This is a genomic window from Flavobacterium sp. WC2409 (assembly GCF_041200085.1).
GTDB lineage: Bacteria > Bacteroidota > Bacteroidia > Flavobacteriales > Flavobacteriaceae > Flavobacterium.
The window spans coordinates 464,593-478,166 of the sequence record NZ_CP165625.1 but is presented as its reverse complement, the minus strand read 5'-3'; the positions used below and the strand labels follow the sequence as shown (position 1 = coordinate 478,166).

14 protein-coding genes are annotated in these 13,574 nt (G+C 32.2%); 9 read left to right on the top strand and 5 right to left on the bottom strand.

All coding sequences use genetic code 11. From position 1 onward, the window contains the following. Positions 1-112 precede the first annotated feature (112 nt). The 5 genes from AB3G34_RS02090 to AB3G34_RS02070 are packed head-to-tail and all read right to left on the bottom strand — an operon-like array spanning position 113 to position 4,840. On the bottom strand, positions 113-553 hold the full coding sequence (locus tag AB3G34_RS02090) for a carotene hydroxylase (protein WP_369753310.1): 441 nt from the start codon (positions 551-553) through the stop codon (positions 113-115). A gap of 20 nt (positions 554-573) precedes the next feature. Beyond that, positions 574-1,413: a phytoene/squalene synthase family protein gene (locus AB3G34_RS02085; protein ID WP_369753309.1), complete on the bottom strand. Its 840-nt coding sequence runs from the start codon at positions 1,411-1,413 to the stop codon at positions 574-576. After that, positions 1,397-2,884, bottom strand: a complete 1,488-nt coding sequence (locus AB3G34_RS02080; protein ID WP_369753308.1) for a phytoene desaturase family protein — start codon at positions 2,882-2,884, stop codon at positions 1,397-1,399. The genes AB3G34_RS02085 and AB3G34_RS02080 overlap by 17 nt, the downstream gene beginning before the upstream one ends. Before the next feature lie 36 nt (positions 2,885-2,920). Further along, positions 2,921-3,820, bottom strand: coding sequence for a MerR family transcriptional regulator (locus tag AB3G34_RS02075; RefSeq protein WP_367773975.1), 900 nt, complete (start codon positions 3,818-3,820; stop codon positions 2,921-2,923). Positions 3,821-3,877: 57 nt separating this feature from the next. Further along, the gene (locus tag AB3G34_RS02070) at positions 3,878-4,840 is read right to left on the bottom strand and encodes an ion channel (protein WP_367757686.1); all 963 of its coding nucleotides are present in this window, start codon (positions 4,838-4,840) and stop codon (positions 3,878-3,880) included. Between the two features lie 223 nt (positions 4,841-5,063). Between AB3G34_RS02070 and mgtA the strand changes: the two genes are divergently transcribed. The 9 genes from mgtA (at position 5,064) to AB3G34_RS02025 (ending at position 13,439) form a co-directional block, all read left to right on the top strand. After that, positions 5,064-7,580 carry a magnesium-translocating P-type ATPase gene (gene mgtA, locus AB3G34_RS02065; protein WP_369753307.1) on the top strand — a complete coding sequence of 839 codons (2,517 nt, stop codon included), beginning with the start codon at positions 5,064-5,066 and terminating at the stop codon, positions 7,578-7,580. A 168-nt stretch (positions 7,581-7,748) separates the two neighbouring features. Further along, positions 7,749-8,372, top strand: coding sequence for a phosphoribosyltransferase (locus tag AB3G34_RS02060; RefSeq protein WP_367773969.1), 624 nt, complete (start codon positions 7,749-7,751; stop codon positions 8,370-8,372). Between the two features lie 42 nt (positions 8,373-8,414). Beyond that, on the top strand, positions 8,415-9,068 hold the full coding sequence (locus AB3G34_RS02055) for a dienelactone hydrolase family protein (protein WP_367773967.1): 654 nt from the start codon (positions 8,415-8,417) through the stop codon (positions 9,066-9,068). A gap of 123 nt (positions 9,069-9,191) precedes the next feature. Next, positions 9,192-9,875: a nitroreductase family protein gene (locus tag AB3G34_RS02050; RefSeq protein WP_367773964.1), complete on the top strand. Its 684-nt coding sequence runs from the start codon at positions 9,192-9,194 to the stop codon at positions 9,873-9,875. Between the two features lie 74 nt (positions 9,876-9,949). Then, on the top strand, positions 9,950-10,414 hold the full coding sequence (locus AB3G34_RS02045) for a hypothetical protein (protein WP_367773962.1): 465 nt from the start codon (positions 9,950-9,952) through the stop codon (positions 10,412-10,414). Positions 10,415-10,505: 91 nt separating this feature from the next. Next, positions 10,506-11,366 carry a DUF808 domain-containing protein gene (locus AB3G34_RS02040; RefSeq protein ID WP_367773960.1) on the top strand — a complete coding sequence of 287 codons (861 nt, stop codon included), beginning with the start codon at positions 10,506-10,508 and terminating at the stop codon, positions 11,364-11,366. A gap of 30 nt (positions 11,367-11,396) precedes the next feature. Next, entirely contained in the window at positions 11,397-11,831 is a 435-nt protein-coding gene (locus AB3G34_RS02035; RefSeq protein WP_367773957.1) for a GNAT family N-acetyltransferase, read from the top strand. 12 nt (positions 11,832-11,843) lie between these two features. Then, a complete protein-coding gene (locus tag AB3G34_RS02030; RefSeq protein WP_367773954.1) occupies positions 11,844-12,317 on the top strand; it encodes an SRPBCC family protein in 474 nt (157 codons plus the stop codon). Positions 12,318-12,482: 165 nt separating this feature from the next. After that, a complete protein-coding gene (locus AB3G34_RS02025) occupies positions 12,483-13,439 on the top strand; it encodes a CorA family divalent cation transporter (protein ID WP_367773952.1) in 957 nt (318 codons plus the stop codon). Positions 13,440-13,574 lie beyond the last annotated feature (135 nt).

Here is a 13,574-nt window from a genome sequence, read left to right as displayed (position 1 = left end):
GAGATTTGAAATTAAAAGGAGGACAGCCAGTGGCTGTCAGGTATATTCGAAAAAGTTTTTAAATTATTCTTATATGAGTTTAATCAAAAAAACGGGTCACACCCAAATAATTTTACATTTTGTAATATTTGAAAGGGACAAATAACATTCCAAAACACTCCCCTTCTTCTTTTCCCAGATGCTTGTGGTGCACTTTATGGGCTTTTCGCAAACCGATTAGGTATTTGTTTTTGGTGTTTTTGAACCACTTGAAACGTTGATGAATTAAGACATCATGAATCATAAAATAGCAAAATCCGTAGGTAGTGATTCCAAGTGCGATGAAAAATAAATAATTGATTCCCCCCTCGACACCAAAATAAAAAAGAACGATGCTGGGGATGGCAAAAATGACAAAAAAAACATCATTCCGTTCAAATGGATGCGCATATTTAGGCTGGTGATGGTCTTCGTGAAAATACCACATCAAGCCGTGCATGATGTACTTGTGTGTGAGCCAAGTGACGCATTCCATAATGAGAAAAACGCTTATAAAAATTAAAAAAGAAATCATTGTTTTTTTATTTAAAAGTACTAGACTAATTTAAGTTTATAGGTTACAAATGATTGTGCTAGCAGTCCGGCTTTGGTATAATTAGAAACTCGGATTCTTGCACTCCCAATTTCGTGATAAGGTGTTTTTTCCAATTTTTTAAGTAGTTTTTTATAATAAACAAAAGCGGTATACACACCAAATTTAGCTTCAATAGGCAATTTTACAATGCCTTGATACGCTACTTTGAAATCTTCTTCGATTTCTTTGATAATCGCTATTTTAGCTTTTTCATCGAAAGATTTTAAGTCGACACCAGGGAAATAATTACGGTTTAAAACCAAATTATCATCTTTTAAATCTCGCAGGAAATTTACTTTTTGGAAGGCTGAGCCCAATCGCATGGCTTCCCCTTTTAACTGCTCATAACGGACTGCATTTCCTTTTACAAACACTTTGAGACACATCAAACCCACCACATCGGCTGATCCGTAAATATAGTCTTCGTATTCATCCTGCGTTTCATAATCCGATTTTACTAAATCCAGTTTCATACTTTTCAAGAAAGCTTGAATGAGATCATCTGTAATATTATATTCTTTTACTGTATGCTGAAATGAATTTAAAATAGGATTTAAACTGATTCCGGCTTTATACGATTTATAATATTCTTTTTCGAAATCATTAATTAAATCGGCTTTATCAAAACCATGAAAAGAATCTACAATTTCATCAGCAAAGCGCACAAAGCCGTAAATACTATAAATAGCATCTCTGATACTTGGTGACAGCATATATACCGCCAATGAAAATGAAGTACTATAGTTTTTAGTAACTAGCTTACTGCATTTGAAAGAGACATCATCAAATAATTGCTTCATAATAGTATTCTTTAATTTGCTTTTCTATTAACTCAGATACTAATTTTCCGGAAATTAGTGCAGGTGGAACTCCAGGTCCTGGAACAGTTAATTGCCCTGTAAAATAGAGATTGTTTACTTTTTTACTTTTTAATTTTGGTCTTAAAAAAGCCGTTTGCAATAAAGTATTTGCCATTCCGTAGGCATTGCCTTTGTATGAATTGTACTCAGATACAAAATCATTTTTGCAAAAGGATTCCTTAAATATAATATTTTTTTTAATGCTTTGCTGTGTTACGCGTTCAAAACGATCCATAATTTTATCAAAATATTCCTCCCTTAATTCTTCTGTATCTTCTATTCCAGGCGCCAATGGTATCAAGAAAAAACCCGTTTCCATTCCTTCTGGCGCTGCTGTTTTATCAGTCAGCGAAGGGAAATTAGCATAAAACAAAGGTTCTTTAGGCCATTGTGGTTTGTCATAAATATCAGCTGCATGTTGCTTAAAATCTACATCAAAAAATAAAGCATGATGTGAAATGTTTTTTATTTTTTTATTAAAACCCACATAGAACAATAGTGACGAAGGTGCAAAAACTCGACTTTTCCAATATTTTGCTGAATAGGCTCTATGTTCCTTATCTAGTAAAGTTTCGGTATGATGATAATCAGCACCACTTAAAACAATATCTGAATCAATTCGTTTGCCATTGACAACAATTGCTTTTGCCGTTTTATCTTCGACTATAATCTTTTCAATATTAGCATTGGTATGAAAAGTAACCCCTAGTTCAAGTGCTAAACTTTCCATTGCTTTAACCACGTCAAACATTCCTGTTTTGGGATGCCAAGTTCCAAGACCAAAGTCGGCAAAATTCATAAAACTATAAAATGAAGGCGTATCTGACGGTTTAGCTCCTAAGAACAAAACGGGAAATTCAAGAATTTGAATCAGTTTTTCATTTTTGAATTTCTTGCGAATATCTTTACTGATATTACTAAAAAAGGCTCCCACTTTCATTGCCGTCTCCACAGTCACCAATTCAAGTGGTGAAACTCCTGGACGATATACTAAATCTTTGATGGCAATATTATAATTGCTTTGTGCTTCCATCATAAAGTCATCTAAAATTTGGCCACTTCCTTTTTCGATTTTTTCGAAAGTAGTTTCAATTTCGATTAGATTATCTGCTATAGCTATAAAATCATCCACTCCATAATATACGCGATACGCTGGAGAAAGTTTTATGAGCTCGTAATAATCAGAAGTTTTTTTTCCAAAATCGGCAAAAAAACGATCAAAAACATCAGGCATCCAGTACCAACTTGGTCCCATATCAAAGGTAAAACCTTCTTTTTTTAACTGCCTAGCTCTACCTCCTATCGAGGCATTCTTTTCAAAAACGGCAACCTGATGACCCATTTTTGCTAAATAGCAAGAAGCAGACAATGCAGCGAAACCCGAACCTATAATTGTAATTTTCTTTTTCATTTGTTTAGCAAATATACAAAATGTTTAAACAAAATATTAAATTTTATCTACTAAATCTGAAATAGAATTAAAAACAACAACTTTATCATCACGCTTTTCCATATGGATAAATTCTGCTAGTCGACCAATATACCAAAGTGACGTATTCTCGTCAAGTAACTGAGTTATCATTTCGTCAACATATTCATTAACTATGTTACGCTCTGGTTGTACAGTGAAATAAGATAAAAAGACTATTGATTCAAAATGTTTTTTGAGGTCCTTCAAGTTTTCTATTGGCATACTCTCACCAAGATAGATTGCTTTATAACCCTGTAGTACTATTTCATAGTTGATATACATTAAACCTAATTCATGTATTTCATTCATTGGAAGAGATAAGACAAAAACCTTATCCGTTTTAGAAGGTTTTTGCGTTTGCACTTTTTCAATATTTATAACTAATTTTTGTTTTATTAAATAGCTGATAAAATGCTCATGTGCAGGAGAAATAGTATCTGTTTGCCATAACAAACCCAGTTCATTCATAAGGGGAATAAATACTTGATGGAAAACTTCTTTAAATGACTTCTCGGCTATTAACCAATTGTATGTATTAAAAAAAAGCTCTTGATCGAAATTCATCATTGCCATTTTAAAAGCACTGATTGCATGATTTTTAGCATTTTTAGAAGAAGTTATTTCGCGTACAAGTGATGGGATTTTTTCTTCAGAATAAGCCGCGATTTTAGAAATTTTATAGCCGTGATCATGTAACAAAGTAATATTTAATAGCTTTTGCAAACTAGCTAAATCATACAATCTAATATTAGTATCCGTACGCATTGGCTGTAAAACGTTATACCTCTTTTCCCAAATGCGAATTGTATGCGCTTTAATACCTGAAAGATTTTCTAAATCTTTTATACTAAAAACATTTTTTACATTGTTTATCATTTATTGAAATTTAATAAACAAATATAGCTTAAAAAATTAAATAAATAAGAAAAACAATTATTCCATATCAACCAATTGAAATGCATTCAACTTTTCTAAATTCAAAACTGTTTTAGAATTATCGATACTTCTAAAATACATAGACTCGAACTTAGCACCATAAACTACTTCATCAAAAGTATATGAAGTACGGATGGCAACTGTATTACTAAACATATCATCAAAAGTTTTAATATAAACCAAAATTTCACCACGCAAATTGGCATAATCTTCTTTCGTAAAATTATAGAGTGGACTATCTTCAGTAATAGGGTGAACCAAGGTCCAGCTTAAATTTAGTGCACTTATTTTTTGCAGTTCAAGATCAAGAGAATAAAATCGATTTACCATTTTCCCATTCTCCTCAATATTCATTCCCAATGTAATTTGAGCTTCGGCATCACTAAAATTAGTATTTTTAAAAGGAGTTAACCGTATCATTAAACCTTTGATATCATCATACGGAGCGATAACTGCATTATGCGAAAATTTAAGAAAAGCAGTTGGTCTACTAAATCTACCGAAGAACAATCCCGTCGCAATAGCAAAACTCAACAAGCCAATAAGCGCTTCGGCTGCAGAAAGTGCACTAGTTAAGAAACCAGTAGGACTTATATGGCCATAACCAACAGTCGTAAAGGTTTGCGCACTAAAGAAATAAGCTTTCCCAAATTGTTCCCACTTATTATCTGATAAAGCAATTCCGTCAAGGTGTTCAACACCAATTCCATAATAAATGGCCGCAAAAACAAAATTAATACTGATATAGAAGGACAAAATAATAGCCATGAATTTCCACGCTGACATTTCTATCATAGTATGATACCAACTGATGCGATGCAAAGCATGCATACCTCGTTTCTCAATGTTTGCCGAACCATTTTTATTTACAAAACGTCCTCCATAGCTACTTGCATTAGTACCAAAACCAGTATTTTGCTTTGCTTTAGCTCTCATATTAATTCTTTCTAATAACGCCATTTACTTGTAATTCTTTGAAAGTAAATTTAAACAAAAAATACAAGTACAATAAACCTATTGCATATTTAAAACAGTGCTTCTTTTTTTTAGCTAACTTTGATACTAGACTGTTTTTATAATCTAAGAATAGTGTTAAAAATGAAACTATTTTATTAGACAAAAAAAACGTTTTACAGCCTCCTTTTATTAATTTATGACAATGGTATAAATAAGAACTGACGCTATGAAAACAGCAGTACCAAATAGTTTTTGGCAATTTGACACTACATATTGGTATGATAAATTAAACAGTTCCCCTAACGGCTTGCCCCAAAATTTAGCAGAGCAAGTGTCTCTTCAAGCGGGACATAATATAAAAAAAGAATCAGTATTTAGTAAGGATTTCTTTCTATTGACAGGACAATTTAAAAGTCCGCTAATGCTATTACTAATTGGAGCGGTTATTTTATCAGCCTTTCTAGGTGATACCTCAGATGTTTTTATAATCCTATTTATTGTATTATCTACTGGTTTATTGAGTTTTTTCCAGGAAAGAAATGCAGGACGTATTGTCGATAAATTACAATCTTTAATTGCTTTAAAATGCAGCGTAATCCGAGACGGAATGGTACAAGACATTTTTAGCTCCACTATTGTCCCAGGAGATATTATTATTTTAAAAGCTGGAGATATGCTACCTGCAGATTGTTTAATTATTGAAGCAAATGAATTACACACTAATGAAGCTAGCCTTACTGGAGAATCCTATCCTACCGCAAAAGAAATAGGGGTTCTTGATGAAAACACTGAAATTGCTAAAAGAACAAATTCGCTATGGGAAGGAACCAGTATTGTAAGTGGCACTGCTAAGGCATTAGTAATCAACACGGGATCCAACACCATCTTTGGCACGATCACTAAAAATGCCAACACCACCGTTGAGACCAAATTTGAAAAAGGAATAAAAGATTTTGGTTTTTTTCTAATGAAAATTACGCTGGTATTGTCTCTTTTTATTTTAATAGTTAATTTATTGTATCATAAAAACGTGATAGAGTCCGCCTTATTTGCTTTGGCTTTAGCCGTAGGAATGGCCCCTGAATTACTACCTGCAATTACCACAATCGCTATGAGTGCAGGCGCACAAAGAATGTTGTCTAAAAAAGTTATAGTAAAAAAGCTCACTTCAATTCAAAATTTAGGAGAAGTAAATTTATTATGTACAGACAAAACAGGAACCATCACTGAAGGTACTATTAAAGTAGTAGGAACAGTAGATAGTCTAGGAAATGAATGTGAATTTGTGAAAGAAATTGGGTATTGGAATGCCACTTTTGAAACAGGATATTCAAATCCCATGGATGATGCCTTAAAAGAATTAATAATCGATTCTAAAATTACTCCCATAAAAACTGGGGAAATTCCCTATGATTTCATCCGTAAACGATTAAGTATAGCAATAATTACTAAGAATGACACTTTATTAATTAGTAAAGGAGCCTTTAACCAAATTATTTCCATTTGCTCCACTATGCGTTTACCAAACGGCAATATTGAAAATCTAGAACAACATAAAGCTGAAATAGAAAAAAACTTTGAACAATATGGTATCAATGGATTGAGAGCTATTGGTATTTGCTATAAAAACATAGAGGCAAGTATAATTACAAAAGAAGATGAAACTGCTATGGTATTTGCAGGATTCATTTTACTGGAAGATCCTATAAAAGAAGGGATAACTGAGGCAATTGAAAAATTAAAAAAACTACAGGTTAATCTAAAAATTATTTCAGGGGATAATAAAAATGTATCCAAATCTACAGCACTAAAGATTGGTATAAAAAATCCTGTAATAATCACTGGACAAGAGCTATATAAAATAAGTCCCGAGGCCTTAAAACAATTAGTAAAAAAAACACACATTTTTGCCGAAGTAGAACCACAACAAAAAGAACGAATTATTCAAGCTTTAAGAAAGACGTATACTGTAGCGTATATGGGCGACGGCATCAATGATGTATCAGCAATTAATGTTGCCGATGTTGGAATTTCTGTAGAGAATGCAGTGGATGTAGCACGAGAGGCAGCAGACTTTGTACTAATGGAAAAAGATTTAACCGTAATTATAGATGGTATTAAGGAAGGTAGAAAAACTTTTGCTAATACTTTAAAATACATTTTCATAAATACGGGTTCCACTTTTGGAAATATGTTTAGTGTAGCAATCGCTTCCCTTTTATTGCCGTTCCTCCCCATGTTGCCCAAACAGATTTTGCTAACAAACTTTATTACTGATTTTCCGTACCTAACTATTGCATCTGACAATGTAGACCCAGAGCAATTAAGAAAACCCGGTAAATGGAATCTCAAATTTATAAGAAACTACATGATTATTTTTGGGATACATAGCTCCATCTTTGATGTAATTACTTTTCTTATTCTTTTTTATATTCTAAAAGTAAAAGAATCCGCTTTTCAAACTGCGTGGTTTATCGAGTCCATACTCACAGAGTTGTTTATTTTATTTATCATTCGAACTCATAAAAACTTTTTTAAAAGTAAACCTGGAAAATACCTTTTCATACTTAGTGTCTTAGGATTACTAATAACGATTGCTTTGCCCTACATTCCCTTCGCTGATAAAATTGGACTATCGCCACTTCCTTTATTTAATTTAGTACTCATGCTTCTAATTGTGGCGACTTATATCATTACAGCCGATCTATTAAAAGTTTGGTTTTTCAAAAAGTACAGAAATTAATTACTATAATTTATTTTAATAGTAGGTTCCCTCCAAAAAAAACAATTTTTTTAAAAATAAAAAATAATTTCTTCTTTTCAAAAACAAAATAGCGCGATTTATTTCTTTAAACAGCTGAAAATCAGTATATTTATATAGATTGAATTTAGTATTCTAATAATTTAGTATATGTTTAAAGATCGATTAGAAGCTGCATTAATGCTAAAAGATAAATTAAAAAAATACAGTCATAGCAATGCTATTGTTTTGGCTGTACCAAGGGGTGGTGTGCCTATAGGTTATGCAATTGCTAAAAAACTACAACTTCCTTTAGACATCATACTTTCAAAAAAGATAGGGCATCCTAACAACAAGGAATTTGCTATAGGCGCGATAGCATTAGACTCTGTGATTATAGATGATCAAATAAGTGTTTCTGACAGTTATATTCATAATGAAACTATACGATTACGCCAATTACTAGCGGAAAAATACAAGCTATATAGAGGCAATAACAAACCCCTTGATATTAACAGAAAAAATGTAATTCTAGTTGATGATGGAATTGCTACAGGAAATACACTCCTAGCCAGTATTGCCATGTTGCGAAAAAAGAAGCCTTCTAAAATAATTGTTGCTGTTCCCGTTTTACCTTATGATACAATACCCATTTTTGAACAATATGCTGATGAATTAGTTTACATACTAGCCCCTCACAACTTTAGAGCTGTAGGTGAATTTTATCAAGAATTTAATCCAGTCAAAGACGAAGAAGTAATACAAATGCTACAGGTTACCGCCCCAAATCAATAAAGAATCAAGACCTACTAATTATTCATTTTAAAATTTAAAATCATGAAGAAATTAGAAATAAATATCCCTTTGACTTCAGTGACACTGAAAGGGGATTTAGTCATTCCTGAAAATGCAATTGGAATTGTTGTCTTTTCTCATGGAAGCGGTAGTAGCCGATTGAGTCCTAGAAACAGAATGGTTGCGGAACTACTACAAAAGCAAAATATAGGAACTTTATTATTTGATTTACTTACCTTAGAAGAAGACGAAGTGTATCGAAATAGGTTCAATATTGATTTACTGGCGGGTCGCTTGATTGAAACCACAGAATGGCTTATGACCTATTCTTATGTAAAAAACATGCCTATCGGTTATTTTGGTGCCAGTACAGGAGCTGCATCTGCATTACGAGCGGCCGCTTATTTTGGAAATCTAATACAATCTGTAGTATCTCGAGGTGGCCGACCAGATTTAGCTTTGGGAGTACTACATCAAGTAACAGCACCCACCTTATTAATTGTAGGCGGTATGGATGTGCCTGTAATTGAAATGAATAAAATTGCTTTTGATGAATTGGAAGCTATAAAAGAAATGAAAATAGTTCCTGGTGCCAGTCATCTTTTTGCAGAACCCGAAAAACTAATAGAAGTAGCCAATTTAGCTGCCGTTTGGTACAAAAAACATTTAGTCAAAAATAAAGAACTAGCAACATAAAATCAATCAAAAAACACATTAGATAAAATCCCAACATTGGGATTTTTTTTGTCCCTAAATAGCAACTCATTTGCAGTACTCCCCAATAAATTTAATTATATTTGAGAATACAAATATTTGAAAATGCCTATTAAAAAAATCATAGAAGATTATCCTTATATTGCTTATAGCAAACCCATTTTAGAAGATAAAGCAATACTAGAACGCGCTAAATCTTTTTACGAATTCATGGATACAAGACGCTCAGTTAGAGGATTTTCAAATTTTCCTGTAGCTCGTGAAGTAATCGAAACCATAATCAAAACTGCTTCCACTGCTCCATCTGGTGCACACAAACAGCCTTGGACTTTTTGTGTAGTCGAAAATCCTGAAATTAAAAAACAAATACGCATCGCTGCCGAAGAGGAAGAACTTCAAAGTTATGAATCTCGAATGTCAAGCGAATGGCTTGACGATTTGAAACCTTTAGGAACCGATTGGCATAAACCCTTTTTAGAAACTGCTCCCTATATCATTATTGTTTTTAGACGCATTTATGAATTTGACGATGAAGGAAAAAAGAAAAATAATTATTACGTACAGGAAAGTGTAGGCTTAGCTTGCGGTTTTTTATTGGCCGCTATCCATGATGCTGGTTTAGTTTCTTTAACACACACACCAAGCCCCATGAATTTCATCACCAAAATCCTAAATCGCCCCGAAAACGAAAAACCTTTTTTATTAATTCCAGTGGGTTATCCTGCAGAGGAATGTTGGGTTCCAGATATAAAAAGAAAAGAATTGGAAGATATTTGTGTTTTTTATTAAAAAAAAACTTTAGTAAATTTTCGAAAAAAAATCACAAGAAATAATAAATAACCAAACATCAAACGGAATTAAAAATGAATGTTAGTTCGAAATTCAGACAAATGTATTGGGCACGAGTTACTATTGGACTTATAGTTGGAATCACCATGTCGATAAAGTTTTTGCAAATGTCAATAATGGAAAACGGAAGATTTAATTTTGAATATGCTCCTTTTTGGATTGGAATACTAATTAGTATTATATTGATTATTCAAATTATTTCAATTCTTACTTTACAAACGATACATGTTTATAATGATAAAATTGTAATCAAATATTTATTCTTTACTACTAGTAAAACATTACTTTATGATGCCATTTTAAATATTGAAAGAATTAAAATCCAACAAAAGGTCGAAAGTGGACTGGTAAGCGACGGTTATCATTTAAGTGCTATACATTTAACTAATGGCGAACAAGAAATTATTTCGCCCGATATATTTGAAAATTATACTGAAATTATTTATGCAATTCGCTCGAATTTAGATCAATATAAATAGCTCAATTTAGAAATTGCATTTAAAACAGCTTATAAATTTTTCTCAATACTAATAATAATAATAATAATAATAATAATAAACCAATAGATATATGGCCTCAGGATTTTTTGCCCTTTTAGATGATATTGCAGCACTTATGGATGACGTCGCTTTGATGAGTAAAGTTGCTACCAAAAAAACAGCGGGAATATTAGGCGATGATTTAGCTGTTAATGCAGAGAAGGCATCAGGCTTTGTTTCTTCAAGAGAAATCCCTGTTTTATGGGCCATCACAAAAGGATCTTTATTGAATAAGTTAATCATTTTGCCTTTTGCCTTTTTATTAAGTGCTTTTGCTCCTATTGTAATTACTGTTATTCTACTATTAGGTGCATTTTATTTAGCCTACGAAGGTGTAGAAAAAATATACGAATACGTTGTTCCTCATAATCAAACGGAAAACAAAATTGAAACACAACCGCTAACCCAAGAGGAAATCCTCATTCTTGAAAAAGACAAAATAAAATCAGCTATTGTAACTGATTTCATATTATCAATAGAAATCGTGATAATTGCTTTAGGAACCGTTATGGGCAAACCTATTTTAGGACAAATTATTGTAGTTACCTTCATTTCGTTCCTAGCAACCGTAGGCGTTTACGGAATTGTTACTCTTATAGTTCGAATGGACGATGCAGGAGTTGCCATAAGAAAAAGAGAAAGTACTATCGCGCAATTATTAGGGGATCTATTAATTCAAGGGTTACCAAAAGTCATCAAAACATTAGCATTTGTAGGCACAATCGCCTTACTATTAGTAGCTGGTGGAATATTTGCACATAAAATCGAACCCTTACATCATTTTCTAAATGGTGTTCCTGATTTTGTAAAAGAATTTATCGTGGGCTTACTAGCGGGTATTGTTGCTTTGGCTCTCGTTTTAATTTTTAAAAAAATATTTAAAAAGAAATAAAAATAATTATACTCTAAATAGAAAAACACAATGATTTCCATAGCATTAATTGACACTAAACATCCCTTTTACCCCTTAGAACAAGAATTACGAAACAAAATTTTATTGAGACCTATAGGTGTTCCAGATCATGCTTGGGAAATGCACGATGAAAAATCATGGCATTTTGTCGCCGTTGAAAATGAAACTGTAATTGGTTGCGTTGTCTTGGTACCTTTAAATCCAGAGCAAACCAAAACGCAGCTAATGCAAATGGCAGTAGAAACCAATCAGCAAGGAAAAGGAGTTGGCAAACTATTAGTAAAAGAATTAATTGCTTTTTCTAAATCCAAAGGGATTAAAGAAGTCATATGCCACGCCAGAGACAATGCTGTCCCTTTCTACCTCAGCTTAGGTTTTGAAATTTATGATGACCCTTTTGTAGAAGTAGGCATTCAACATTACCACATGCGAATTAATTTATAAAATCAACACAACATGACTCTAGACAACACTTCTTATGCCGAGGCAGCGATGCTAATTAGAAAACCAGTATTCGATGTATTTCAAGCCTTTATTAATCCCGAAATCACGACTCAATTTTGGTTTACAAGTGCATCTGGAAAACTGGAAGAAGGCAAATCGATTGATTGGATTTGGGAAATGTACGGCAACCATACCGTTACCGTTAAAGTGCTTTCTATAAAGCCAAACGAATCCATTGTAATCCAATGGGGAGATGATGAAAAAGCCATAGCAGAATGGGAATTTAACGATTTAGGAGAAAGTAAAACCTTTGTTACCATAACCTACAACGGAATTCAAGGAAAGCAAGACGAGATGTGTGCCCAAATTAGAGATACTACCGAAGGTTTTACCTTGGTTTTAGCGGGCTTGAAAGCTTATTTAGAACACAATATTCAATTGAATTTAGTTTCTGATCGTTTTCCAAAAGAATTAAGAGAAGAATAAGAAACTTTTTCATGACTTTCTACTCTTTAAGAAAATACTGCATAAATAGAAAGGAGTTAGATTATTCGGTATATTTGATAATAAATAAAGTTTGATAGATATCAGACATCTAAGTTAGCCTCAACCATTTCGCAGAATCAAAAATAGGACTTTTAAAACAGAAGAATGAACATTGAATTGATATTTCAAGACAAAACGTCAAAACAAATAAAAAGTGTAGATGATTTTACATATGACATTAATGAAATTGTGAACATCCAATTTATTAATTACAACAAGGATAATATTAAGTATATAGAAAAAGAATTCAATATTAATACAAGCATTTTAAATACTGGAGAAGACATAGAAATTAGCTCTCATTATTTAGAAACAGAAAATCAAATTGGTATTAATTTTTCTGTCCCATATTTCGACATTGAAAATAAAATTAACGAAGTATCAGTTTGCATTATTTTAAAAAACGACACCCTATTCACATTCTCAACAGTAAAATTTGAAGAAATTTTACCCTTTCGACAAAAGCAATTTCAATTGGAAGAATTGGACGGTTTCTTAGATACTAATGCTTTTTTCGTATTAATAGTTGGTTTCGTTTCTGATTACTTTGCTGACTTAACAGAAATAATTTCTAAAAAGATAATAAATAGTTACTCTGAAATTTTAAAAAAGAATAAATTTTCTGAACAAGAGTTAGACAAACTAACTAATTTTAGTTTCAATAATTTAATAATTGAAGAAGCTAATAATGAATATCGAAGAATAATACATCTACTAAGAAAAAGTAAAAAACTAAACAGCGAAACAAAAGATAACTTTTATTCAGAACTTAATGATTTGTCTGTAATAAATGAGTATGTGCAGAACAACTTTAAAAGAATTGACGACTTGAAGCAAAATATATCAAGTAAAATTGAGTTGGAACAAAATAAAATTTTTAAAACTCTCACAATTGTAACAATGTGCATTTCATTACCGATGTTAGTAGCAGGTATTTATGGTATGAACTTTAAATATATGCCTGAATTGGAATGGAAATTTGGCTATTTATACGTATTAATTTTAATAGTTTTAAGTTTTATATTTCCAATTCTATGGTTTCGAAAAAAGAAATGGTTCTAAAAACGGTATTGGTTAACAGTCGTTTGGCAAAAAATCAAGGTCGGTGGTTAAATGATGAGGACTGTTTCCTATCAAGTTCACTGCTGGCAGACAGTGACGTGATGCGAAATCCGCTTCTTCGTCAAGCATCAAAAC